This is a genomic window from Streptomyces sp. NBC_00448 (assembly GCF_036014115.1).
Taxonomy (GTDB): Bacteria; Actinomycetota; Actinomycetes; order Streptomycetales; family Streptomycetaceae; genus Actinacidiphila.
Genome location: NZ_CP107913.1, coordinates 741,532 through 766,615 on the forward strand (window position 1 = coordinate 741,532; position 25,084 = coordinate 766,615).

At 73.3% G+C, this 25,084-nt stretch carries 14 protein-coding genes; 5 read left to right on the forward strand and 9 right to left on the reverse strand.

Features of this window, described 5'->3' with window-relative positions:
* Positions 1-29: 29 nt before the first annotated feature.
* Entirely contained in the window at positions 30-683 is a 654-nt protein-coding gene (locus tag OG370_RS03255; RefSeq protein ID WP_328460371.1) for a CatB-related O-acetyltransferase, read from the reverse strand.
* A gap of 98 nt (positions 684-781) precedes the next feature.
* Here OG370_RS03255 and OG370_RS03260 point away from each other — a divergent pair, with 98 nt between their 5' ends.
* The gene (locus OG370_RS03260; RefSeq protein WP_328460373.1) at positions 782-1,411 is read left to right on the forward strand and encodes a TetR/AcrR family transcriptional regulator; all 630 of its coding nucleotides are present in this window, start codon (positions 782-784) and stop codon (positions 1,409-1,411) included.
* Positions 1,412-1,489: 78 nt separating this feature from the next.
* Here OG370_RS03260 and OG370_RS03265 read toward each other — a convergent pair whose 3' ends face one another.
* From OG370_RS03265 to OG370_RS03275, 3 genes are all read right to left on the reverse strand, one after another.
* Positions 1,490-2,572: a formylglycine-generating enzyme family protein gene (locus tag OG370_RS03265; RefSeq protein WP_443060841.1), complete on the reverse strand. Its 1,083-nt coding sequence runs from the start codon at positions 2,570-2,572 to the stop codon at positions 1,490-1,492.
* A gap of 118 nt (positions 2,573-2,690) precedes the next feature.
* Positions 2,691-4,973, reverse strand: a complete 2,283-nt coding sequence (locus tag OG370_RS03270) for a DUF4838 domain-containing protein (protein WP_328460377.1) — start codon at positions 4,971-4,973, stop codon at positions 2,691-2,693.
* Positions 4,974-5,063: 90 nt separating this feature from the next.
* A complete protein-coding gene (locus tag OG370_RS03275) occupies positions 5,064-6,509 on the reverse strand; it encodes a sugar porter family MFS transporter (protein ID WP_328460379.1) in 1,446 nt (481 codons plus the stop codon).
* 192 nt (positions 6,510-6,701) lie between these two features.
* Between OG370_RS03275 and OG370_RS03280 the strand changes: the two genes are divergently transcribed.
* Positions 6,702-7,877, forward strand: a complete 1,176-nt coding sequence (locus OG370_RS03280) for an ROK family transcriptional regulator (protein WP_328460381.1) — start codon at positions 6,702-6,704, stop codon at positions 7,875-7,877.
* A complete protein-coding gene (locus tag OG370_RS03285) occupies positions 7,877-9,406 on the forward strand; it encodes a sulfatase-like hydrolase/transferase (protein WP_328460383.1) in 1,530 nt (509 codons plus the stop codon). Before OG370_RS03280 ends, OG370_RS03285 begins: the two co-directional genes overlap by 1 nt.
* Positions 9,407-9,450: 44 nt before the next feature.
* Here the strand turns inward: OG370_RS03285 and OG370_RS03290 are convergent, their stop codons facing one another.
* Both OG370_RS03290 and OG370_RS03295 read right to left on the reverse strand, forming a co-directional pair.
* Complete coding sequence (locus OG370_RS03290) at positions 9,451-10,617, reverse strand: hypothetical protein (RefSeq protein WP_328460385.1); 1,167 nt, start codon at positions 10,615-10,617, stop codon at positions 9,451-9,453.
* Positions 10,604-11,686 (reverse strand): LuxR C-terminal-related transcriptional regulator, encoded by a 1,083-nt coding sequence (locus OG370_RS03295; protein WP_328460387.1) that lies wholly within the window; start codon positions 11,684-11,686, stop codon positions 10,604-10,606. The genes OG370_RS03290 and OG370_RS03295 overlap by 14 nt, the downstream gene beginning before the upstream one ends.
* Before the next feature lie 189 nt (positions 11,687-11,875).
* On the opposite strand from OG370_RS03295, the gene OG370_RS03300 reads away from it, so the two are divergent.
* On the forward strand, positions 11,876-15,946 hold the full coding sequence (locus OG370_RS03300; protein ID WP_328460389.1) for a carboxypeptidase regulatory-like domain-containing protein: 4,071 nt from the start codon (positions 11,876-11,878) through the stop codon (positions 15,944-15,946).
* A 441-nt stretch (positions 15,947-16,387) separates the two neighbouring features.
* Here OG370_RS03300 and OG370_RS03305 read toward each other — a convergent pair whose 3' ends face one another.
* The 3 genes from OG370_RS03305 to OG370_RS03315 form a co-directional block, all read right to left on the reverse strand.
* Entirely contained in the window at positions 16,388-19,084 is a 2,697-nt protein-coding gene (locus tag OG370_RS03305; protein WP_328460391.1) for a beta-N-acetylglucosaminidase domain-containing protein, read from the reverse strand.
* A gap of 319 nt (positions 19,085-19,403) precedes the next feature.
* On the reverse strand, positions 19,404-22,202 hold the full coding sequence (locus OG370_RS03310) for a galactosylceramidase (RefSeq protein WP_328460393.1): 2,799 nt from the start codon (positions 22,200-22,202) through the stop codon (positions 19,404-19,406).
* A gap of 253 nt (positions 22,203-22,455) precedes the next feature.
* Positions 22,456-23,625, reverse strand: coding sequence for an ROK family transcriptional regulator (locus OG370_RS03315; RefSeq protein ID WP_328460395.1), 1,170 nt, complete (start codon positions 23,623-23,625; stop codon positions 22,456-22,458).
* A gap of 133 nt (positions 23,626-23,758) precedes the next feature.
* On the opposite strand from OG370_RS03315, the gene OG370_RS03320 reads away from it, so the two are divergent.
* Positions 23,759-25,063: an ABC transporter substrate-binding protein gene (locus OG370_RS03320; RefSeq protein ID WP_328460397.1), complete on the forward strand. Its 1,305-nt coding sequence runs from the start codon at positions 23,759-23,761 to the stop codon at positions 25,061-25,063.
* Positions 25,064-25,084 lie beyond the last annotated feature (21 nt).

Consider the following 25,084-nt stretch of genomic DNA (forward strand, 5'->3'; position numbering starts at 1 on the left):
CGGCGACGGGGTGCGGTGAGGACACGGTGTCAGGGTTGGTCGAGCTGCGCGGCGGCCTCCTCCAACTCGGCGACGGTCCCCGACATGATCGTCCGCACGTGCCGGGTGATGTGCCGCACGGGCCAGTCCCACCACGCCACGGCGAGGAGCCGGGCGATGTCCGCGGCGTCGCAGCGGGTGCGGATGAGCCGGGCGGGGTTGCCGCCGGCGATGCCGTAGTCGGGGACGTCGGCGGTGACCACGGCGCCGGCGGCGATGATCGCGCCGTGGCCGATGCGTACGCCGGGCATGACCGTGGCGCCGTGGCCGAACCACACGTCGTTGCCGACGACCGTGTCGCCCCGGCCGGGCAGGTCGGTGATCAGGTCGAAGTGCTCCGCCCAGGAGCCCCCCATGGTGGGGAACGGGAAGGTGGAAGGACCGTCCATCCGGTGGTTGGCGCCGTTCATCAGGAACCGGGTGCCCGTCCCCAGCGCGCAGTACCTGCCGATGACCAGCCGCTCGGGGCCGTAGTGGTAGAGGACGTTGCGCGTCTCGAACGCGGTCGGGTCGTCCGGATCGTCGTAGTAGGAGAAGTCGCCGACCTCGATCAGCGGTGACGTCACCAGTGGCTTGAGCAGGACCACCCGCGGGTGCCCGGGCATCGGGTGGAGCACGGTGGGGTCGGCGGGCACGGGCGGCATCGTGGCGGCGGTTCCTCTCGGGAGAGCTTAGAGCGACAACTGTCGCGTTAAGATGCTGGCACAGCCCCGCCACCCGATCAACCGGATACTGGTCGCCGATGACAGACCCACTCGACACCACCTCGGACCGCCGTCCTGGCGGTCGCACCGCCCGCGTCCGCGCCCAGGTGCTCGACGCGGTGCGCGCCGAACTCGCCGAACGCGGGCACGAAGGACTCACGATGGAGGGCGTCGCGGCGCGGGCCGGCGTGCACCGCGCCACGGTCTACCGGCGCTGGCGCGATGTCGGCGGCCTGCTCGTCGACGTCATCGCCGCCGCCGGCGAGATCGACTGGCAGCCGCCGGACACCGGCTCGCTGCGCGGCGACCTGACAGCCCTCAACCAGGAGATCCAGGAATCCCTGCTCGTACGGCCGTCGTTCGCCGTCGCCCTGATGGCCGCCTCGTTCCACTCCGAACAGGCCGCGCGAGCCCAGACCCAGCTGTGGAACGACCGGTACGACCAGTGCGAGATCCTCGTCGAGCGCGCCCTCACGCGCGGCGAACTCCCCGCACAGCACACGGACGCGCGGGGCCTGTTGATCGCCGCGACGGCGCCCCTCTACCACCAGCTGGTCCTGCTGCGCGCCGACCCCGACCCGCGACTCCCGGAACGCGCCGCGCTGGCAGCAGTGCTGGCGGCTGCCGCGGGGGCCTTCCACATCGGTCGGGACGAGAGCATGCGATAGGAGACATGCGGCGAACCGGCCCCGTTGGTCCGTGCCTCCGGAAATCCCCGCACCGCTCCCGCCGTGGCGGAACCGGGGCTACGGGTTGACCTGGACCTCCCGTGGCCCCTGGTCCGCGGCGAGATCCGCGGCGCAGCGGAAGCCGAGGTTGGCCGCGGTGGAGTCGGGGGTGTTGGCGGAGCGGGCGGCGACGCGGTAGCGGTGGCAGTACGAGTCGTGGCACAGGTAGGAGCCGCCTCGCATCACGCGGCCCTGGCCGAAGCGCGGGCCCTGGGGGTCCTCGTCGGGCGAGCGGCGGTAGTAGTACGGCGAGAACCAGTCCGCGCACCACTCCCAGGTGTTGCCGGACATGTTCCGCAGCCCGAAGCCGTTGGGCGGGAAGGCGGCGGCGGGTGCGGTGGTCAGATACCCGTCGGCGCGGGTGTTGACGGTGGGGAAGTCGCCGTTCCAGATGTTGCACCGGTGCTCGCCGCCCGGGGTGAGTTCGTCGCCCCACGCGAACCGGCGGCCCGCGAGACCGCCGCGTGCCGCGTACTCCCATTCGGCCTCGGTCGGCAGCCGCTTGCCCGCCCAGCGGCAGTAGGCGAGGGCGTCGCGGTGGGAGACGTGGACGACGGGGTGGTCCAGCAGGTCCTCGATACCCGAGTCCGGTCCGCCGGGATGCGCCCAGTCCGCGCCGCGCACGCTCACCCACCACGGGGCCGCCTGCACGCGGCCGAGCACCGCGTTCGCCGGTGCGGCGAGGGCCAGGTGGAACACCGCGGACCGGCCGTAGCGTTCAGCGTCCGTCACGTGGCCGGTGGCGGCCACGAAGGCGGCGAACTCGGCGTTGGTGACCGCGGTCGGGTCGAGGGCGAAGGGGCGCAGGCGCACCCGGTGCACCGGGGTCTCGCCGTCGGCGGCGTACCCCTCGTCGAAGGCGTCCCCCATGGCGAACTCGCCGCCGGGCAGCGGCACCGGCGACTGGAGGCCCGCCCGCGGACCGGTTGTCCGCTCCGCCGGCGCGGGTGGTTCGGGCGGCGCCGGCGGTCCGAGCGGAGTCGTCGGTCCCGGCGGCGGGCCGGGGCGCCGCGGTGCGCAGCAGGGTCGGGGGCCCGCGGCCTCGCCGGCACCGTCGGCCGGTCCGGTGCCGTGCGCGGACGCGGGTGTCTCGGCGTCAATCACATGGGGTCCTGTGGTGCGGGCCGCCCCGACGGGCGCGGCCTGGTGGGTTGCGGCGCGGGCCGGACTCCGCCGGCCCCGCGCCGCATGGTCGTCATGTCGGCACGCTGTCAGGTCGTCACGTCGTCAACGTGCAGGTGACACTCGTCAGTTCGGTGCCCGAGCTGCTGAACGCCACCACGATAGTGCGGTCCCCGGTCGCCGGCACCGGCCCGGCGTCGAGCCTGACGGCCACAGCGCCCTGCCGCTCGCCGTGCGCCTCCAGCACGCCCGAGGTGCGGTCGGCGGTGACACCCTCCGGCAGGGTCAGCCGCCACTGGACCCGGTGCCCCCGGTAGTCCACGTCCTGCGCGTGGACGGTGAGTACGGCGGTGCCGCCCGCGGGCAGGGCCGGCCGGGACGGGTCCGCGTAGCCCCAGGCCGGCGCGCGGTACTCGTGGGCGATCGCGACCCGGTCGCGGTCCTCGCCGTACCGGCTCGCCACGTAGGAGCAGTCCAACTGGACGCCGTCGAAGCGGTGCCGCAGGGTCAGCTGCTCGTAGCGGTCGGCTGCCTCGGTGCGCTCGGCGGCGGTCCCGGAAGCGGCGAGGGAGATCCCGACATCGGCCAGCGAGATCTCCGCGGCCTGGTCCAGGCGGTCCAGCACGAACCGCTGCGGGCTGCCCGCGGGTGCGGCCCCGCGCGCGCTGTCCAGGTCGGCGCGCGCGGCGGTGTAGTTGTCCCGGAAGGACGTTGCCGCGGAGCCGAGCTGATCGGGGTCGGCGGTCGTCCGGGCGAAGTAGTCGGCCATGGCGGCGGCCGACGCACCGAACCGGGCCGGGAGGTAGGCGCCGAGGAACTGCCCGTCGTCCAGCGCCGGGTCCCAGGCGCTGTGTGCCGCGAAGAGGTGGACGGCCTCGGCGGACAGCCAGTTGGCGGGCTCGGCGTAGCAGCCGATTCCGCTCAGGCCGAGCGAGCGGTACACGGCGGCGTCCCGGGCCAGCACCGGCAGGATGTTGGCCGGCAGCTGCCGCCAGCGGTAGCGGCGCGAGTAGTCGTACACCGCGAGCGGCCCCTCGTGGGCGTCGCGCCACTGCCGCAGCAGGGCGAGGTAGCCCGCGTTGGTGGTGGAGGAGGGGTCGTCGAGGGCGGCGGAGTAGGTGCGGCCGTAGGGGGCGAAGTCGACGATGACGTCCGGGTCGAAGGAGTGGCCGCCGTTGGGCGGGTCGATGGCGGCGCCGTAGGCGATCCGCTCCACCCGCACACCGGGGGCCGCGTCGCGCAGCGCGGCGACGACCGCGTTGACGACCACGGTCTCGGCGTTGCCGGCGGTGCCGTACGCGGCGAGCGCGGCCTTCGGCCAGACGGCACTGTCCGGCGGCCAGCAGTCGAAGATGCCGATCTCCGGGCGGGTGGTGAGGTAGTCGAGCACGTTGTGCACGTACTGGTCGACGGCCGCGCCGTTCTGCACGTCGAAGACGTTGGTGCCGGACGTGTAGTACTGCGGGTACGTCGACTGCGGCAGGAACGACTGGTAGCCGTGCCCGCCCACCTCCAACTCCAGGCCCCGGCGGGCGATCTCGGGGGCGAGGGCGGTGCGGAAGTCGTCGTAGCGGGTCGAGCCGAAGCCGCCGTAGTCGTAGGGGAAGACCAGGGTGTTCAGGCCCTGCTTGGCCATCCAGTCGACCAGCGCGACGAGGGCGCCGGTGTTGATGCTCCAGCCCTCCTCCACGTACTTGCGGCGCAGCGCCCACTGCGGCGACCGGTGCGTGGTGCCGGAGCCGAGGACGAGGTCGGGCGAGCGGGGCACCGACTCGGCCGCGCCCTGGTAGAAGGAGAAGGTCGGGGCGAAGAACTCGACACCGGTCTGGCGCAGCAGCCCGTACGCGGCGAACAGACAGGCCCGCTCGCCGGCTCCGGTGAGCACCGAGAAGTCCGCGCCGGTGGTGACGGTCCAGCTGTCCTCGGGCTGGGAACTCAGGGCCTCGGCGTCACGGGAGGCGGCCGCCAGGACGTCCGCGGCGGGCACCTGCCCGCGGACGAAGGCGAGGCCGTACGGCGCCGTGCCGGCGGGGTTCGCGAGCCGGACCACCGGGACGCTCCCCCCGATGACGCGGCCGAGGTAGCGCGCGAGTTCGGCCGCCGCGAAGGCCACCGGGGAACTCGCCGAGGAACCGGCCGGGGAACCCGCCTGGGAGGTGCCGGCCTCCGCCCACCACACGACGTGCCCCTGCGCGCGCCCACCGCGCCCGACCCGGCAGCCCGCCACGGCCGAACGCGCCGAAGCTGCCGAACGCGCCGGGCCGGGCGAACTCGCCGACGCCGCGGACGCGTTGAGAAGTTGCCCGGCGAGTGTGCTGCTCGCGGCGAGGGCTGCGGACATGCCGACGACACTGCGGCGGCTCGGCTGCGGACGGTGCATGCGAGGTCTCCTCGGTTCCGGAACGGTGGGGTGGGGTGGGGTGCCCGTCGAGGTGGCGGCGGCACGGACGACGTTTCAGCGGACCGCGCCTCAGTCGGCCTGCCAGCGGCCGCCGCGCTTCCAGAATCCCTCCACCTCGTCGAGGGTCCGGCCGCGGGTCTCCGGGGCGAACCGCAGCGCGAAGACGGCGGCTGCCAGGCACAGCGCGAGGAAGAGCCCGAAGGCCGTGACGCCGCCGAGCGAGGTGAGCAGGGACAGGAAGGTGAGCGTGATGATGAGGTTGGTGAGCAGGTCGACGGTGAGCAGCAGGGAGGCACCGGTGGAGCGCAGCCGCGCGGGCAGCGCCTCGGAGGCGTAGACCCAGACCATGGCGCCGAACCCGGCCGAGTAGCCGATCCGGAACAGGACCACGCCGGTCACCGCGATCACCTCGGTCGCGCCACGGCCGACCCCCCAGGCGAAGGCGGCGATCAGCACCGCGTTGGCCACGGCCATCAAGGTGATGCCGGTCAGCAGGGTGGGGCGGCGGCCGGCCCGCTCCACCAGGACCAGTGCCAGCACTTCGCCGAGCATCGCCGCGAGTTGCACCATCGCGGTGACCATGATCGCGGCGTGGTCGCTGGTGAACCCGACCTTCTTGTAGATGAGGGGGCTGTAGGCGACGATCGCGGCGATCCCGGTGACCTGGACGAAGAAGCCGAGCCCGACCACGAACAGGCCCGCGCGCCGGTAGGGCGGGCGCAGCAACTCGCGTACGGTGCCGGGCTTCCCGGCCGCCAGCGAGGCGCGTATCCGCTCCAACTCCGCCGGCACCTCGTCGGCGCTGCGGGTCCGCGCGAGGGACACCGCGGCCTCCTCGGCGCGGCCGTGCATCAGGTACCAGTGGCCGGTCTCCGGCAGGCGGGCCACGAGGATGGTGACGACGGCGGCGGGCAGCGCCGAGATGCCCAGCATCCACCGCCAGTCGTTCTGGCCGCCGTTCGCCAGCCCGAGGTCGGCGAAGTACGACGCGGCGATGCCCACGGTGGTGGCGAGTTGGTAGCAGACCAGCAACCGGCCGCGCAGGTGCAGGGGGGAGGACTCGCCGACGAACACGGGCGCCGCGACCACGGAACCGCCGATGGCGACGCCGAGCAGCAGGCGGGCCACGAGGAGGGTGGCCAGGTCGGGGGCGAGACCGGACAGCGCGGAGAAGACCACATACCCGATGCAGACCGCGTACATGGTGCGGCGCCGTCCCAGCCGGTCGCAGGCCGACTTCGCCAGGACCGCGCCGATGACGGAGCCGGCCCCGACCGCGGACGTGACCGTCTCCTGCATGTGGGTGCTCAGACCGAAGTCGCGCTTCAGGGAGAGCAGGGCTCCGGCGAGTGCGCCGGTGTCGTATCCGTAGATGAGCCCGACGGCGCTGCCGGCCAGCCCGACCGCGAGGACCGCCGACCGCGCCGGCGGCGCCGAAAGGGCGGTGCCTCCCCCGGACCCGGTGCCGTTGCCGGACCCGGCGCCTCTCCCGGACCCGGTGTCCATTCGGCCCATGACCATGACCTGTCCCCTGTCCCTGCGCTCGGTGGTTCGCCGTGCGGAACAGCGTGCGGGACCCGTTTTTTTCTGTCTACAACTTGGACATAATTAATTTCACGGTGAGTCGCGAACTTGCGATCACCAGGCATCTGTGTACGGTGAGACCCGCTCCGTCCCCCTGGATTGTGTCGAGGAGATTGACAAAATATGAAGGGATCTGTGCGGCGCCTGAACACTGAGCAGGTCCTCGCCCTGCTGCGTTCCGGGCCGATCAGCCGGGCCGCGATCATCGCGCGCACGGGTCTGTCGCGCGCCACCGTCTCCAGCATCGTCGCCGAACTCCTCGCCGACGGGGTGGTCGTGGACCGGCCCGCGGCCGAGGAGCGCCGGGCCGGGCCCGGCCGCCCCACCCGGCTCGTCGTCCTGTCCCAGGGCAGCGTCCGCTCCATCGGCGTGGCCTTCCAGATCGCGTCCACCGCGGTCGCCGTCGCCGACGCGCAGCAGCAGATCGTCGGCACCGCGGTACGCAGCCACCGGCCGGCCCTCAACTGGCTCGACCGGGCGCGGATCGCCATAGAGGAGGTGCGGTGCCTGTACCAGGAGCACGGCATCGAACCGACCCATCTCACCGGCATCGGCATGGGTGTCGCGGGACCGGTGGGGCAGTCCGCCCCCGACGCCGCCTGGCGGGTGGCGGCCGACCGCCTCACCGCGGAGTTCAACGCGCCGGTGCACGTCGACAACAACCTGCGTCTGGCCGCGCTCGCCGAGACCGGCTGGGGCACCGACCTCGTCACCGGCTCCCTGCTCTACTTCCACCTCGGCGAGGGCGTCGGCGCGGGCATCGTGATCGGCGGCCGCCTCTACCGCGGCGCGACCGGCGCGGCCGGCGAAGTCGGCCATGTACGGATCGACCCGGAGGGGCCCGCCTGCCGCTGCGGCGCCCGGGGCTGCCTGGAGACGTACACCGCGCTGCCGGTGCTGCTGCGCCGCGCCCGCGTCAAGCGGGCCGGACGGCCCTTCTCCGAACTGGCCGCGGACCCCGCGCTCGCCGAGGAGCTGACCCGGGCCGCCGAACTCTGCGGCCGCGCCGTCGGCGCCGCCGTGACGACCATGGACATCTCCCGCGTCGTCCTCGGCGGGATGCTGGCGTACGCCCCGCCGGAGGCGGAGCGGGCCTTCACCGCGGCCCTCGACGCCCACCTGCTGCCGGCCATGCGCGAGAGCGTGCAGGTGGGCCGCGCCCGGGCCGGCGACACCGCCGCCGTCACCGGCGCCCTCGCCCTCGTCTACCACAACTCGCCGATCCTCGAGGGCTACCACCCCTACCGCACCGCGCCCCGCGACGACGCCGGGGGCCGCATTCCACCCCAGGAGCACTGATGGACACGCCCCGACAGGCCCGCAACATCCTCTTCCTGATGACAGATCAGCACCGCATCGACAGCATCGGCGCGTACGGGAACCCCCACGCGCGCACCCCGAACCTGGACCGTCTCGCCGCCGGCGGCACCCGCTTCACCCACGCCTTCACCCCGACCGCCATCTGCACCCCGGCGCGCGCCAGCCTGCTGACCGGCAAATCGCCGTTCCGGCACCGCCTGCTGGCGAACGACGAGTGGAACATCGGCTACCGCACCGACCTCGCCGAGGACGAGTTCACCTTCTCGCAGGCCCTGCGCGGCGCGGGCTACCAGGTCGGGCAGGTCGGCAAGTGGCACGTCGGGGAGACGCGCCGGCCCGCCGACTTCGGGTTCGACGGGCCGTACCTGCCCGGTGCCATCAACCCGGTGCTGAACAGCGAGTACCAGGACTGGCTCGCCGCACGCGGCCTGCCCCCGGTCAGCATCCGCGACCGCATACGCGGCACCCTGCCGGGCGACCGCCCCGGCCACCTCCTCGCCGCGCGCCTCGACCAGCCGGTGGAGGCGACCTTCGAACACTTCCTCGCCGACCGCGCCATCGAGATGCTGCGCGGCTACGCCGCCACCGGCCGGCCCTTCCACCTCTCCCTGCACTTCTACGGCCCTCATCTGCCGTACCTCATCCCCGACGAGTACTACGACCTGATCGACCCCGCCGTGGTCGAGCTGCCGGACTCGTTCGCGGAGAACTTCCAGGGCAAGCCGCCGGTCCAGCAGCAGTACAGCACCTACTGGTCGGCGGACAGCTTCTCCCCCGACGAGTGGCGCAAACTGATCGCGGTGTACTGGGGTTACGTCTCGATGATCGACGCCGAGATCGGCCGGGTGCTGGACGTCCTCGACGAGCTGGGCCAGACCGACCGCACGGCCGTCTTCTTCACCGCCGACCACGGCGAGTTCACCGGCGCCCACCGCCTCAACGACAAGGGCCCGGCGATGTACGACGACATCTACCGCATCCCCGGCCTGCTCCGCGTCCCCGGCGCCCCCGCCGGCCGGGTCGACGACCGCTTCACCACCCTGACCGACTGCACCGCCACGATCCTCGACCTGGCCGGCCTCGATCCCTCGGCCGCCGTCGACGGCAGCAGCCTGCTGCCGCTGGTGCACGCGCAGGAGGCCGCTGACTGGCGCACCGACCTGGTGGCGGAGTTCCACGGCCACCACTTCCACCACCAGCAGCGCATGCTGCGCACCCCGGATTTCAAGCTGGTGGTCAACCCCGAGTCCGTCAACGAGCTCTACGACCTGCGCAGGGACCCGCACGAGCTGACCAACGTGCACGAGGTGCCGGCCTACGACCAGGTGCGCCGCGACCTGAGCCTGCGCCTGTACGAGGCGCTCACCGCCCGCGGTGACACCGTCTTCGCCAAGTGGATGGCCGCCACCACCCGCTTCGACGTACCGCTCGCGAACACCTCCAAGAGCGACTACGACGCGGTCGACGCCGCATCCGACGACGCCGGCGCCGCCACCGTCCGCGGGTGAGCCGGAACGCCGAGGCCCACCCTGCCCGGTGACGCCCCGTCGCGTCAGGGCCCGGGTGCGGTTCCCGGACGGGCCGAGGGAGGGGGCGTGCCCGGGTCGGGGCCGTGGAGGGCGAACCGGGCGCCGGCCTGGAAGCGGGTGCGGGCGCCGAGGGAGTCGAGGAGAGCGGCGACCCGGCGCTGGACGGTGCGCTGGCTCACGCCGAGTTGGCGGGCGCTCGCCTTGTCGGTGAGGCCGGCCAGCAGCAGCGAGAGCAGCCTGCCGTCCTCGGGGGCCGCCGTGTCCGGCGCCGTCGTCGCCGCCGCCCCCGTCGCCGCTGTCTCCGCGGCTCCCGACGTCTGCGCCGCCTGCGCCATCCGCGCCGCCTGCGCCGGTTCGCCGAAGGTGAGCGGCAGGGGCAGGGCTCGGTCCCACAGGCTCTCGAAGAGGCCGGACAGGGCGTCCAGCAGCATCGAGGGGTGCACGATGACCACGGCGTCGAGCCCGGCGCGCGCGTCGTCGCGGCGCCCGGCCGCGCGGGCGGCACCGCGCAGCGGCACCACGGCGACCTCCCGGTCCACCAGGTACAGCCGCATCGGCACGGCGGGCAGCACCCGGACGCGCTGCCCGGCGGCGGCCAGTCGCTCGACCTCGCTGAGCGCGTCGGCCCGTTCCATCGCCGAACTGCCGTAGATCGCCCGGAGGTCGACGCCGAGCCCGAGCAGCCGCAGATCGTCGGCGAGGGCGCCGCGGGCCCCCGGCGCGTCGTCCAGGCAGCGGATCTGCTCGCGGGCCCGCCACTGGACCTGGGCGGTGCGCTGGAGTACGGCGTCGCGGCCGGTGACGACCTCGACGACCACCTCCGGGTCCGGCGCGGCGATCTGGCGCCGGTGGTAACGGTCGGTCAACTCGGCCAGGTGCTCGCGGGCCTCGCGCAGCCGCTGCTCGCGTTCCGCGACGAGCCTGCCCAGCGCGATGGCCGGGGGCGCGGGCCGGTAGCGCGGGACGGGCCCCGGTTCGCGCGCGGCCAGGCCCTGACGTTCGAGCGCCGCCAGCGTCGCGCCCAGATCCTCGGGGCGGTCCCAGAAGGCGGCCAGTTCGGCGGCGGGGTGGACGAGCAGCAGTTCGTACGCCGCTTCCTCGGCCGCCCCGACGCCGAGGGCGCGCAACTGCCCGGCGGCCCCCTCCGGTTCGGGGGCGGCGAACCCGCGGCGGTCGTCAGTGCCCGGCATCGGCGGCGCCCCCGGGAGCCTCGTGGTCCGGGCGCAGCCAGCCCCGGCGCACCGCCTGGTAGCCGGCCTGGAAGCGCGAGGTGGCGTCGAGGCGGCGCATCAGGTCGGCCAGGTGGCGGCGGACGGTCTGCTTGTGCCAGCCGAGGTGTTCGGCGATGACGTCCTCGGTGTGGCCCGCCGTGAGCAGGGTCAGCAGGGCCCGGTCGAGCGGGGAGGGGCCGTCCTGCGGCCCGTCGCCCGGGCCGGTGGCGAACCGGAGCGGGAGGGCACGCTCCCAGTAGGTCTCGAACAGCGCGGACAGCCCGTCGTAGAGCACGGAGCCGTGCACGATCAGCCAGTCCCCGCGGGCGGCCGCCTCGCGCAGCGGCAGCATCGCCAGCGGCTCGTCGCTCAGCACGAGCTTGATGGGCACGTCGGTGACGACCCGGGCGATCTCGCCCGCCGAGGTGAAGTCGTCGAGGAACGCGACCCCGCCGGGAAGGCCGAGGGCGCGCCGGTCGTAGATCGCGCGGTAGCGGATGCCGCGCCGCAGCTGCTCCAACTCCAGCGGGTTGGCGTGGTGGTCGTTGATGTACGGCGGCGAGTCGAAGGCCCTGATCTCCTTGCGGGCGCCGCGCTGGAGCCGCTCGTGCCACCGCGTCACCGCCTCGGGGCCGTGGGCGATCTCGACCAGGTCGAGGGGGTCGGTGACGGTCGGCGGACGGGCGGCGCGCGCGGTGAGTTCGGCCACCCGGCGCCGGGCGGCGGCCAGTTCGCGGTCCCGCGCGAAGAGCACCTCGTCCAGGGCGTCGCCCGGCGGGGCGACGACGTAGCGCGGCGGGTCCTCGGGCAGCCGGGCGACCAGGCCGAGTTGCTCCAGCCGGCGCAGTCTGGCGCGTACCGCGGTGCCCGGCGCGGCACCGGAGGCTGCCTCGGTTCCGGCTCCGGCGCTGGCCCCGGTTCCGGCACCTGCCTCGGCTCCGGCGGCTTCCGGCGGTGGCCCGAGTTCGGCCTCGGTGACCGAGGGCCGGGTCAACAGCAGCTCGTAGAGGGCCTGTTCGGCGGCGGTCAGACCGAGGACGTTGAGCATCCGCCGAGTGTGACAGCAATTCCCGCTGCTGCCATAGCACTTTACGACACTGGCGTAGAGCGCTCTTGACCTGCGTGATCTCCGGCGAGAAGCATCGCTGCCGCGACCTGACCCCGACTGCCCGGTTTCTCACCCCTCACGAATCGACCCGGCGGCGTACCCGGCCGCCCCGACCACATTGGTGGCAAGGTGCGAATTCCCTCCCTCCCCCACGACGTGGGCGGCCCCCCGCCCGGACGAACCCGGCGACGACGAGCCGCGGGCGCCCTCGGCGTCCTCCTCGCCGCCGCCCTCGCGGTGGCCGCCGCGGGCCCCCTCGGTACGGCCGAGGCCGCAGCGCCGCAACCCGCGGCGCCGGCAGCGGCTCCGGCCGCAACGGCCACTGCGGCGAAAGCCCCGGCCGGCAAGCCCGCGGGCAAGCCCTCCGGCACGACCGTCCACACGTCCACCGCCCCCGGCTCGCGCGCGCCCAAGCGCACCGGCGCCGTCACGTCGTCCTGCGCGGCCCCCAAGGCGAAGGGCGTGGCCCGCTGCTTCGCCAAGCGGGTCGACGGCACCGCCGCGGGCACCGGCGTCAAGGCCGCGGCGGTCGCGCCCTCCGGCTACGGCCCCGGCGACCTGCTCAGCGCGTACCACCTCCCGGCGGACGGCGGCCGGGGCGCGACCATCGCCATCGTGGACGCCTACGACGCCCCGACCGCGGCGGCCGACCTGGCCGTCTACCGCACGCAGTTCGGCCTGCCCGCGCTCCAGCCCGGCCAGTTCACCAAGGTCGACCAGCGCGGCTCGCAGAACAGCTACCCGACCCCCGACGCGGGCTGGGCGACCGAGATCTCGCTCGACCTGGACATGGTGTCGGCCGTCGCCCCGGAGGCGGACATCCTCCTGGTCGAGGCCGACTCGGCCTCCCTCGCGGACCTCGCCGCGGCCGTGGACGAGGCAGCCGCGCTCGGCGCCACGTACATCTCCAACAGCTACGGCGGCTCGGAGGACGGGACCGAGGCCGCGTTCGCCGACGCCCACTACGACCACCCGGGCGTGGCCGTCGTCGCCAGCTCCGGTGACGACGGATACGGCGTCCAGTTCCCGGCGGCGGCCCCTGAGGTCACCGCCGTCGGCGGCACCGCGCTGACCAAGGACGCCGGCACCGCGAAGGGCTGGACCGAGACGGCGTGGTCGGGCGCGGGCTCCGGCTGCTCCGCCTACGTGCCCAAGCCGTCCTTCCAGACCGACACCGGCTGCGGCAACCGGGCCGTCGCGGACGTCTCCGCCGTCGCCGACCCGCACACCGGCGTGGCCGTCTACGACACCTACGGCAGCAGCGGCGACGGCTGGGCGCAGTACGGCGGCACGAGCGTCGCGGCCCCCGTCATCGCATCCGTCTACGCGCTGGCCGGGCCGATAGCCGACCACGGCCGGCCGAACACCTTCCCGTACGCGCGGCCCGGTGCGCTCAACGACGTCACCTCCGGCTCCAACGGCACCTGCACCACGGCCTACCTGTGCACGGCGGGCCCGGGTTACGACGGCCCGACCGGGCTCGGCACCCCCGACGGCACCACCGCCTTCGCCGCGACCGACTTCGGTACGGTCGCCGGCAAGGTCACCGACGAGGCGGGCGCGCCCGTCGGCGGAGTGCGGGTGACCGCGACGGGGGCGGCGTCCGGCCGCACCACGACCCGCAGCGACGGCACGTACAGCCTCCCGCTGCCGGTCGGCGACTACACCGTCACCGCGGCCGAGTTCGGCTGGACCTCCGTCTCGCACGCCGCCACCGTCACCACCGGCACGACCACGGCCGGCGACTTCGTGCTGGCCCGCCGGGCGATGGTCACGCTCAGCGGCAAGGTCACCGACGCCTCGGGCCACGGCTGGCCGCTGGGCGCGACCCTCGCTCTGGACGACGGCTCCGAGGCGGCGCCCTTCAGCAGCGACTTCTACACCGGCGCCTACTCCGTGGACGTCCCGGCGAACGGCAGCTACACCCTGCACGTGGCCTCCGCGATTCCCGGCTACACCCAACGCGACGTGCAGGTGCAGGTCGGCTCCGGGAACGTCGTGCACGACATCGGGCTCGACGCGCAACTGCTCGCGTCCGACGGCTCGGCCCCCGGCTACACCCAGAAGACGGCCACGTCCGCCACCGAGAAGTTCGCCACCGGAACCATCCCGGCGGGCTGGAGCACCACCAGCGCCAAGGGCGATCCCTGGACCTTCCACGCCCCCGACCCGTCCAGTTGGACGGCCGACCCCACGCTCGGCTTCGCGTCCGCGATGTCCGGCGGCGACACCGACTCCACCCTGGTGACCCCCGCGACGGCGCAGCCGGCGGGCAAGTCCCTGCTGCTGACCTTCCGCACCGTCCAGGCCGGCGGCCTGGCGAGCATCGACTCCACCGCGGACGGCGGGGCGACCTGGCAGACCGTCTGGACCGGCGACGGAACCGAATCCGGCGCGCAGCACGCCGTGGTGCCGGCCGCCGGGAACGACCGGTCCGTCCGGCTGCGCTTCCACTACACCACCTCCGCCGTGGGCTGGTGGGACATCGCCGACGTCTCCCTCGCGCAGGCGTGGCTGCACCTCGACAAGGGCACGCTCGTCGCCGGCGACGTGACCAGCGCGCGGACCGGCCGGCCGCTCGACGGCGTGGCCGTCGCCGTGGCGGGCACCACCGCGGGCGCCACCGCGGCCGCGGGGGCGGGGCCCGGCGGCGGCTCCGACGCCTTCTACTGGCTGTTCTCCCCGGCCACCGGTCACCGCACCGTCACCGGCTCGCTCGTCTACTACGACCAGGCGCGCGCCTCGGTGAAGCTGGCCGCCGACCGCGTCACCCGGGTCGATCTCGCCCTGGCCAACGGGGAGATCACCGTCAGCGGCGACCTGAGCGCGACCGTGCGCCCGCACGGCTCGGCGACCAGGAAGCTGACCCTCACCAACTCCGGGGACGGCCCCGCGACCGTCCGCATCGACCAGTTCGCATCGGACGGCGCCGCCTCGGCCGGTACGCCGTCCGCGCCGTCCGGGGCCCCCGCCAGCAAGCAGGCGGTGCCGCTGAAGCAGGGCACCGCCCGGCCGCTGGCCGAGGTTTTGGCCGCGGCCGCCCGGGCCGGGCACGGCGTCGGCAGCACGAAGACCGCCGCCCCGCACGGGACCTCCGCGGCCCCGGCCGCCGCGCAGACCGGTGCCCCGGCGCCGGCCTGGACCGGCCTGCCCGACCTGCCGACCCCGTCCGTGCAGGGCGTCGCCGGTACCGACCAGGGCGTCGTCTACGCCGGCCTGGGCGCCGGGACCGAGGACGTCACCAACACCTTCTACGCCTACGACCCGAGCAGCGGCGCCTGGCAGCGGAAGGCCGACGCACCCCACGCCGTGGCCGCGGCCGGGTCCGGATTCGTCGGCGGGAAGCTCTACGTCACCGGCGGTGTCGGCCCCCTGCTCACGGTCCAGCCGGCGACCCAGGTCTACGACCCGGCCACCGACAGCTGGACCGAGGCCGCGCCCGACCCTTACACGATCGCCGGTGCCACCGCCGTGCTCGACGGCAGGATCTACGAGGTGGGCGGGCTCACCACCGACGCGGACGCCACCGCCGTCGTCGCGGTCTACGACCCCGCGACCGACACGTGGAGCAAGGCGGCCGACTACCCCGAGAACATCATGAACACGCAGTGCGGCGCGACCGGCGGGCGCCTGTACTGCGCGGGCGGCGTCACCGCGGGTGGCTCCACCACGGACGCCTTCGGGTACGACCCCGCCGCGAACCGCTGGCACCGTGTCGCCGCGCTCCCCGTCGACGCGCAGTGCGCGACGGCCGCCACGGCGAACGGCGAACTGGTCGTCGCGGGCGGCATCGTCGAGGACGGCCAGGCCGCCAGTGCCCGGGCCTTCGCCTACGACCCGGCCGCCGACTGGTGGGCCCAGTTGCCGGACCTGCCGGGGCCGCAGTACTACGGCGCCGGGGCGACCGGGCTCTACTCGGTCGGCGGGGTCACCGCGGACGACTCCCTGACCGGCGCCTACCGGCTCACCGGCTACGACCAGGCCGGACCCGTCCACCTGCCGTGGCTCTCGCTGAGCCGCGACACCGTCACCGTCCCGGCCGGGCGCTCGGTCACCGTGACCGTACGGCTGACCGGCGACCGCCCCGGGACCGTGGCCGGGTCGCTCGGATTCGAGAGCGACGCGCTGCACGCGGTCGCGCCGCTGCCCGTCACGCTGACGGTCGCGGCCCGGCCCACCGGCCACCCGACGGGCCGCTGAGGACCGCCCCGCCCGGAACGTGCCGGCCCGCTCCCGCACTGCGGGGGCGGGCCGGCACGCGCACACGCTCCGCCGGGACGGTTCGCGGGGCGGTTCGCGGGACGGGAAAGATCAGATCAGTTGCTCCGGATCGCGAAGATCACGCCGATGATGAAGATCACCGCGATGATCGCGTACCAGGTGATGTCCTCCCGGGCGTTCGTGGTCAGAGCCAGCTGCACCATCTGGTCGTGCACGGCAACCCCTCTCGCTCCTGTGATCCCCCTCCTCCCCAGTACCCACCACGGCGCCCCTCACTCGCGCGCGGGGATGGGCCGCTCGGGTGGCGGGCGACCGGCGGGGCTCCGTACCGGCCACGCACACGCCCGGACGGCGAGGACGGGCCCGCTCACCGTGCTCGTGAGCGGGCCCGTCCGTTCGCTCATCCGCGGAGGCCGATGATCAGCCGGCGGCGCTCGCCACGATCTCGGAGACCACCGGGGCCGGGCTGCCGGCCGTCCACAGCAGGCGGACGGTGTCGGTCGCGACGCCGTGCGCGGGCAGGCGGGTGTACGGCCCGGTCAGCGCGCCGATCGTCCGCCATGTGGTGCCGTCGTGGACCTGCACCAGGGCCCGGGCGCGGCCGGTGCCGGGCTGCAGGACCAGCACCGAGTCCAGTGCCTTCGCCGCCGGCAGCGTCACGACGAGCGCGTCGCCGGAGGCGGGGACGGCGCCGGCGTGGTAGGCGGTGGTCAGGTCGCCGTCCACCGCGGCGGCAAGCGACGAGTCCGCCGCCGGGGCCGGGGTCCCGGAAGCGGTGACCGCCGTCAGCGGTGAGCCGACCGTGAACTCCCGTACCACCACCCAGTTGTCCTGCGCCGCGGTGTTGCGCAGCCGCACGTAGCGGGCGGTGGTCCCGGCGGGGGCTTCGGCCTTCACCTCGGCGGTGTTGCTGAAGTCGCCCAGCGACTTCCAGGTGGTGCCGTCGGAGGAGTACTCCAGGGTCCCCTGGTGGATGTAGTCCTCCGCACTCGTCGCCTTGCCCATGAGGATGTCGACGGTGCTGATCGGCCGCGCCGAGCCCAGGTCGACACCGACGTAGTCACCGACCGACGGGGCCGCGTCCGACCAGAAGAAGGTGTCGGGGTCGCCGTCGGTGTAGTTCGCGGGGTTGTTGCCGTTGTAGGTGCCCAGGGAGGTGGTCGCCGTGGAACGGGTGTGCACGACGCCGAGCGCGGCGTCGTACCGGTTCTCGGCGTCGGTGACGAAGGTGTCCACCACGGTGTCCCCGACCAGGACGCCGTGTGCGGAGGCCGCCGCGACCAGCGCGGGCAGCGCCTGCCGGTCGGCCCACGCGTGGGCCGCGTCGCCCGCCTGCTGCCGTTGCAGCATGTCCAGGGCGGTGAGCGTGGCCGTTCCCCAGTCGGCCGTGGAGTCGAGCCACGGCGCGGCGTCGGTGAGGAAGCCCTGTTCGCTGTGCGGCAGATGTGCCCGCAGGTACGCGGGGGCTGCGGCGACGGCGGCCAGGCGGGGGCTCAGGGTGCGGGCGGCCTTGGCCGGGTCGGTCGGCCAGGCGGTCCAGAACTGCTTGATCGCGGCGCTCAGTTCGGGTGCCTGACCGCCGGTCAGCGCCGAGGTGTAGTTCAGGTCGGCGAAGGCCCGCAGGGCGGCGGCGGTCCTCGGGTCTCCCCCGGCGAGCTCGCTGAGGGACGCGTTCCACGAGGTCTGCGGGTCGTAGGCCTCCGCGTTCCACAGGTAGTCCGCCATCGTGAACAGCGCGATCCTCGACGCGTACGGCTGGATCATCGGGTTCGAGGTGAGCCCCGCCACCGCGCCGGCCACGCCCGGCTCGCGCCCGGTGTAGGGGGCGAGGAGCAGCCGGTTGGTGACGTAGTCGTTGACCGGGTAGTTGTCCCAGACCAGGATCTTGTGGCCGAAGACCTGCCGGGCTTCCTGGGCCTGGGCGGTCGTGATGGTGGGCGCGACGACGCCTTCGCCGGTCCACTCCACCAGCACGGCGGGGTCCAACTGCTGGGCGATGGCGGTCTTGTAGGGGCTGGGCGAGGTGTCGTAGTACTCCGTGGGCACCATCTGCAGCGCTGCGGCGCCGGGGTGGGTGGCGATGAAGTCCTGCTGCACCCGGTTGAGCAGGTACGACTGCGCGGCGCCCGCCGCGCCGCCGCCGGTGCCGAACCTGGTCTTGTCGGCGTCGCAGTTCCAGTTGGTGTAGCTGATGTCGTCCAGCGGGACGGCGAAGGAGCGCACACCCACGTCCCACAGCGTCTGGAACTTGGCCACCAGCGCCTTCTCGTCCGCGTCGGAGCTGTAGCAGACGGACAGGCCGGGTGAAAGCGCGTAGGTGAACGCCACGTGGTCGGCGGTGGCGCGGTCGGACAGGCTCTTGATCACCGCGAGCTTGTCGGCCGGGTACGGGTCGCGCCACTGCGCCCGCAGGTAGGGGTCGTCCTTGGGCGAGTACACGTAGATGTTCATCTTGTGCGCGGCGAGGTAGTCGAGCTGGTCCAGGCGGGCCGGGTCCGACCACGGCGTGCCGTAGAAGCCCTCGATGACGCCCCGCAAGGGGGTGGACGGCCAGTCCCGCACGGCGAGCCCGTCCAGCGTGCGGCGGGGAGCGCGTCCGTCGGGCCGCACGAGCTGGCGGAGGGTCTGCGCGGCGTAGAAGGTGCCGGTGGGATCGGCTCCGGCCAGCACGATCGACCCGTTCCCGACGCCCAGTTCGTAGCCTTCGGCCGGCAGCCCGGCGGTTCCCGGCAGCCTGAGGGCGGCCAGGGCTGCCGCGGACCCGGGGGTCTCGGCCGGGCCCCCGACGTACACCGTGAGGCCGCCGTGCCGCGCGGGGCGGTCGGCGCGGGCGAAGGTGCGGGCGCCCCCGGCGCGCAGGGCCTGCTCGGTCGCGCTGATCGCCGAGGTGTCCGCGGACGGCCCGGCGATCAGGGTCACGGCAGAGGTGATGGTGACGTGGCCGGTGTGCGGGGTGACGGAGCGGGGGGTGGGGAAGATCTGCGGTGCGCTCGGGGCGGCGGCGGCGTGCGCCGTCCCCCGGACTCCGGGCAACGCGCCGGTGGCCGCGAGCGCGAGGGCGGCGGCGGCCACGACCACTGTGCGTCTGGCGCGGGTCGATCCGTGGGAGTGCTGCACGAGTCATCCTCCTTGGTCTGCTGTCCGGCTTGCTCCTGAGTGCGCTGTGCCTTCGCGGGCCGCGCCCGCCGGCAGGGTCAGCCGGCGGGGCGGGCCTGGTGCGACCATCGAGCGAGGGGTGCGGTGATCGAGGAGTTCCGTGATCGAGGAGTACGTCGCCGTGCGCGTTGCGGGCGCGCTCGACGTGGAGGTGCCGCGGGTGCGCCGGACGGTGGGCCGAGCCCGTCCGGCGGCCTCACAGTGGTCTAGACATCTACGGTAGGCCCGGTGAATTTGCGACGTCAATGGCGCGGCGGGAGCGCCCGGGCGCCGCTCCGGTCTACGTGGCGCGCACGTGGACCGGGGCGGTGGGCGCCGACATCAGGCCCGTCACGGGGTCGACGCCGACCGCGGTGAGTACCGCGGACCCGCGCTGGAGGTGCGTGTCGCAGCGCCAGTTCCCGTGCCCGTCGGCGGGTTGGTCCACGCAGGCGGGCTTGCCGGACACCGAGACGGTGACCAGTTCGCCCGGGGTGGCGGTGCCCTCGATCCGTATCCGGCCCGCGTGGACCGAGGACGCGTCGGCCGGCCTTACGAGCACCGGCGCGGCGGCCGGTTTGCCGGGCACGCTCACCAGGGCGCCGGCCACGGAGGCGAAACTGCCGCCGGACGCGGGGTTCTTGCCGCCGGTGACGGTCACGGTCAACGTGTGCTGCTGGGCGGGGTCGAGACCGGTGCGGGTGAACACCGAGGCCAGAGCGCCGTTGCCGCTGTAGAGGTCGACCGCGGTGGGCGAGCCGCCGTCCACCGACACGTCGACGATGCCGTTGCTGGCGTTGGCCATGGACTGCAGGGTGACGCCGTCCCCCTGGAAGGTCAGCGTCGCCTTGTCACCGGCGGTGTCGTCCCAGGTGTTTCCGCCGCCGGACTGCCACGAGCCGCTGTACTGCCACTGGTTCACCGCGCTGCCGGTGGCGTCGTAGCCGACGTTCGTCACCGCTTCCGGGGTGTGCGTGCCGGCCGGCAGCGCGACCGGGACCGCGAGGTCGGTCAGCGTGCTGACCTTGAGGTTGTCGTACTGCTCGCCTGCCAGATAGCCACTGGCGACCAGGCCGACCTTCCCGGCGGCGAGGGTGGTGTCCGTGGCCGAGCCGACGGTGGTGCCGTCGACGGAGGCGTAGATCAGCGAGCCGTCGAAGGTGAGCGCCAGGTTGTGCCAGGTGTTCAGCCCGGCCGCCGAGGACAGCGTTCCGCCGGCCAGCGACCGTGCCGCGCTGCCCGAGCCGTCCGCGAGGTTGATCGACCAGGCGCCGGTGTCGCTGAGCGTGAGCGAGTAGTAGTGCACCTTCGACGGGTCCTCCTCCGTGCCGCCGAGGTTGCTCTGGCGGCCCAGAATCCCGACCGAACCCGGCTGGGCGTTGCGCACGTCGGCGGACACCTGGTAGTTGCTCCAGGCTTCGTCGCCGCCCACCGTGTACGGGTAGGGGGTCTGGATGTTCGACTGCCATTCGAGCGGCTTGGTCGGGGTGTCCATCTGCACGCAGTTGCCGCCGCGGCCGGCACACGGCTCGACGGTGAACGCGCCCTCCATGGTGGCCAGGTAGCGGGCCTGCTGGCCCCGGGTCCCGGTGGTGAACGAGTCGGAGTAGGGCAGTGCGAGCGGCTTGCTCGCCGGCGCCGCGGCGCTTCCCTTGTGCTGCCCGGTCGTGGTGGTGAACGAGTAGAGGTGGTCGGGCTGGAGGGTCATCGTGACCGTGCCGTGCGCGTCGGGTACGAGCGTGCGGTCCTGCGCGAACCACTGCGAACGGTCGTTGGAGACCAGGTTGGTGCTCCACACGTGCACGGGCCGGGTGGACAGGCCGCCGCTGACGGTGAGCTTCACCGTCTGGGGGCCGGTGGCCCGGGTCGTCTCGACGACGGAACTCCAGTCCTTGCCGCCGGGCGACTTCAACGTCACGTAGCTGCCGACGTCGTCGGAGCTCCGGCCGCCGAGGTAGCCGCTGGCGCCGTCCAGGTACTGCCAGCCCGGCTGCGCGAACTGCGTGGTGTGCGCGGTCACCCAGGTCGACAGGCCGACGTCGTAGGAGCCCGTCCACGGCTCGTCGGCCCTGACCAGTCCCTGGTCGGCGAAGCCGACGTCCGAGTAGGCCGAGGCGACGGCGGGCCAGTTGATGCTCGCGGTCATCCGGCCGTCGACGTAGTCGATGTTGTCGGCGCGGGCCATCGGCAGACCGCCGGCGTTGTAGCTCATCGAGCCCTGTTCAGCGGCCCACAGCGGGGTGTTCAGTGCCTGGGCGGCCGGCGAGGAGGGGCAGGACGTCTCCACGTCGGGGTAGTCCGAGATCGGCGTGGGGCCGTTCCACCCGCAGGGGTAGTGCTCGCCGATGACCGAGACCGCCTTGGCGAAGTCCGGGTCCTGCGCCATGGCGCCGCTGACGTCGGAGAACGAGCTGACCTGGTCCGCGGCCACCAGCTTGACCCCGGCGAAGCCGTGCGCGTCCAGCGCCGCCCGGAGATCCTTCCACCAGGCCGCGGTCCAGCCGCCCTTCTCGTTCCAGCCGCCCATGTAGGCGAAGGTGAGGCCGCGTTGCTTGGCGCAGCCCAGCCAGTCGGTGATGTACTGGATGCCGTTCTGCGTGTACATGCTGGAGCCGACCCAGCCCGGCGCCGCCCAGGTCAGCCCGTAGAGCTTGATGTGCGGGTTGCGCTTCACCGCCTGCTGGGCAAGCCAGAACTCGTAGCCCGCCTGGCAGTTGATCACTCCCCGGGTCTCCTCGACGGTCTGCTCGGCGCCGGAGGTGGTGTTCCCGTCCCCGCTGGTCTCGACCTTCAGGAGTTGCAGGTTGGCGCCGTAGCCGGGCTTGAAGAGGTAGTCCAGGATCGCGTTGCGCTGCGCGGCCGGGTAGTCGGTGAGCAGCCGGGTGTTGCCACCGCCGCCGCTGATCGCGCCGAGCCCGTCGAAGGTGCGTCCGGTGTCCTGGCCGTTGACCGCGATCGAGGTGTCCGGCAACGCGGCCGCGCCGGCTCTGGCCGGGGCCAGCAGGACTGCCGCGGCGGCCATGATCAGGGCCAGGACGGCGGCGACGGCCACGAAGCGGTCCCCACCGCCCGATCTCCGTCGCTCGGTGTGCGTGTGCATGGCATGTCTCCTGGGAGGACGGCGTCCTCATCGGTGGATGACTGCTGGTCAGGTGCGATGGTGTGCGAGACCGATCGGTACACCCGCCGGACCCAACGAAACCCATCAGATTCGCTCAGACGGCCCCGAGAGTAAGGAGCCGGTCGCATGGCGTCAAGGTTTCGCGCAAGCAACGCGGCGCGCTGGCTTGATCGGAACGGCGGCAGACCGATCAACTTCACTCAGCAGTGCGCGCGTTCCGTGCACCCGGCCGTCACGAGGAAGCCCGCTCCGCCCCGTCCGCCCCGAACAGCCGCCCCTCCACGTCCTGGAGGCCGTAGCGCAGGGCGCCGAGCGCGACCGACTCGTCGCCCAGGCTCGATGCCTGGACCTCCGGCGGGAACAGGCACAGGTCGGCCAGGTGCCGGCTGACCGGCTCGATGATGTCGTCGCCGGCCTGGGAGATGCCGCCGCCGACGACGACCAGCGTCGGGTCGATGGTCATCGACATGACGGCGACTCCGGTGGCCAGGTCGCGGGCGAAGCGGTCGACCAGCTCCCGGGCCTGGGCGTTGCCCTCGCGCAGATCCGTGAAGACCCGCAGCGTCGCGTCGCCTGTCGTGCCGCCGGGGGCGTAGGCCAGAAGGCGGCGGTAGCTGTTCGCCCAGTCCAGCAGGCCGAGGGTGCCGATCTCCCCGGCGGCGCCCCGATGACCGCGGTAGGGCCTGCCGTCGATGAGCACGGCCGCGCCCAGGCGGTGGCCCGCGTGGATGTACACGAGGTCGGGCACCCCGTCGGCAACGCCCCGCCACTGCTCGGCCAGTGCGGCCATGCGCATGTCGTTCTCGGCGTGGATCGGCCCGTCCACGCTGCCGATACCCAGCGTCCGGGCGAGCTCGTCCGCGAGGTTCAGCCCCGTCAACTCCGGCATGGCGTTGGACAGGACCACCCGCCCCCGGGCGTCCACGACCCCCGGGGAGGCGATCACGGCTGCCAGCAGCGGGCTGCGATCGGCGACGGGTTCGCGGGCCAGACAGGCGGTGACCGCGTCGCCCATCGCCGCCAGCCGCCCGCGGGCGGGCAGGTCGGGATCGACGTCGATCCGCCGGGCCACGGTCACGGCCCCGCGCAGATCGGCCACCATCGCGAGGATCTTGTGCGCGCCGACGTCCACGCCCAGCACCCGGCCCGCGTCGGCGTGGAACTCGTAGCGCCTGGCCGGCCGTCCCGGCTGGCGGGCGGCCGCCGGGTCCGGCGCCGCGCCCTCGGTGACCCAGCCCTGGGCGAGCAGTTCGGCCACGCCTTCCTCGCAGGTCGGCCGGGACAGGCCGGTGGACCGGGCGAGTTCGGTGACGGTCTGCGCGCCGTGCTCGTACATCCTGCTCAGCATCGCCGCCAGGTTCCGCCTGCGCAGCGCCGACGGGTCCCCGCCCGTGATTCGCATCTGACCCCTGCCTCGATTCATACGTCATCAACCTGGCCGCGACCCCTTGACAAGCAGGCGCAGGAGACCAGTATCTTCTCGACTCAATTGTTAAACAAGTCTTGTTATCTAACACCGACGGATGGAGACTTCCGTGAGACGCAAGCTGATGCCGCTGGCCGCTTCGGGCCTGGTGGCGGCGATACTCCTGTCCGGCTGTGCGGCCGGCGGCTCCGGCAAGGCGTCGGGAGGTGGAGGCGGGAAGGGGAAGGTCACGCTGACCTTCCTGACCTTCGAGACGCCGAACCTGACGGCCAAGTACTGGGACGACGCGATCGCCCGGGCCTCGGCGAAGGTGCCCGGCGTCACCATCAAGAAGCTGGTGGCCCCGTCGGTGGACCGCGTCGGCTACGCCAAGCAGCTCGCGGCCTCCGGCCAGTTGCCGGACATCATGATCGGGGTGTCGCCGAACGGTTTCGCGCAGGCCGGCCAGCTCGCCTCGTGGAGCGACGGGCAGCTCAGCGACTTCGTGTCGCCGCACTCCAACCCCATCGGCGGCAAGATCTACCAGCTCCCGTACGACACCCAGCCGACGCCGCTGGTGTACTACAACAAGTCCGACTTCACCGCCGCCGGGATCGCCGCCCCGCCGAAGACGTACCAGGACCTGCTGGACGACTGCGCGAAGTTGAAGACCAAGGGGATCAACCCGCTGGTGGTGGGCGGCGGCGGCAAGGACACCTGGGCCGACATGTACCCGCTGATCGGCGCGGTGGCCACCGACACCTACAAGCCCGAGCCCGACTGGCTGGCGCAAAAGACCAAGGGCAAGGCCAAGTTCACCGATCCGGCGTTCACCAGGGCCGCGCAGAAGGTCTCGGACCTGGCGAAGAAGGGCTACATCGATCGCGCGGGCCTGTCCCGCTCCTACGCCGACGACGAGCAGGCGTTCCGCGACAACAAGGGCGCGATGTACCCGATGGGCTCGTGGTTCGCCGCCTCCGCGGACGCGAAGAAGCCCCCCTTCGACGTGGGTGTGTTCGCCTGGCCCTCCGATGACGGCTCGCTGGTCGTGCCGTCCTACACCGGTGGCGGCATGTCCGTGTCCTCCAAGGCCCCCGACGTCGCGCTCGCCCAGAAGTGGGCGCTGGCATTCATGCTCGACAAGACCTCGCTGGACGCCTCGGTGAAGACCGACGGGTCGATCATCGCGCTGAAGGACTACACCCCGCCCGCCGGCATGGGCCCGGTCTACACCGCCACGCTCGACCTCTACCAGCAGGCGGTGAAGCAGCACGCGATCGTCGACGCCTTCTCCGTCGAGTCCGGCGACAACTCGCTGCCGGCCGGTGTCGCGGACAAGGCCGCCGCCGGAGTCGCCGACCTGATCAACGGCAAGAAGACCGCGCGGGAGTTCGGGGCGTTCCTCGACTCCGAATGGGCCAAGGCCGACGAGTAGCCCGCGCCCTCCCGCACGACG

What these genes read in the sequence shown, in the direction of transcription:
- OG370_RS03295 (WP_328460387.1), bottom strand. Translation starts at nt 11,686, where the DNA reads ATGCTCAACGTCCTCGGTCTGACCGCCGCCGAACAGGCCCTCTACGAG.
- OG370_RS03280 (WP_328460381.1), top strand. Translation starts at nt 6,702, where the DNA reads ATGAAGGGATCTGTGCGGCGCCTGAACACTGAGCAGGTCCTCGCCCTG.
- OG370_RS03310 (WP_328460393.1), bottom strand. Translation starts at nt 22,202, where the DNA reads ATGCACACGCACACCGAGCGACGGAGATCGGGCGGTGGGGACCGCTTC.
- OG370_RS03315 (WP_328460395.1), bottom strand. Translation starts at nt 23,625, where the DNA reads ATGCGAATCACGGGCGGGGACCCGTCGGCGCTGCGCAGGCGGAACCTG.
- OG370_RS03275 (WP_328460379.1), bottom strand. Translation starts at nt 6,509, where the DNA reads ATGGGCCGAATGGACACCGGGTCCGGGAGAGGCGCCGGGTCCGGCAAC.
- OG370_RS03290 (WP_328460385.1), bottom strand. Translation starts at nt 10,617, where the DNA reads ATGCCGGGCACTGACGACCGCCGCGGGTTCGCCGCCCCCGAACCGGAG.
- OG370_RS03285 (WP_328460383.1), top strand. Translation starts at nt 7,877, where the DNA reads ATGGACACGCCCCGACAGGCCCGCAACATCCTCTTCCTGATGACAGAT.
- OG370_RS03270 (WP_328460377.1), bottom strand. Translation starts at nt 4,973, where the DNA reads ATGCACCGTCCGCAGCCGAGCCGCCGCAGTGTCGTCGGCATGTCCGCA.
- OG370_RS03260 (WP_328460373.1), top strand. Translation starts at nt 782, where the DNA reads ATGACAGACCCACTCGACACCACCTCGGACCGCCGTCCTGGCGGTCGC.
- OG370_RS03255 (WP_328460371.1), bottom strand. Translation starts at nt 683, where the DNA reads ATGCCGCCCGTGCCCGCCGACCCCACCGTGCTCCACCCGATGCCCGGG.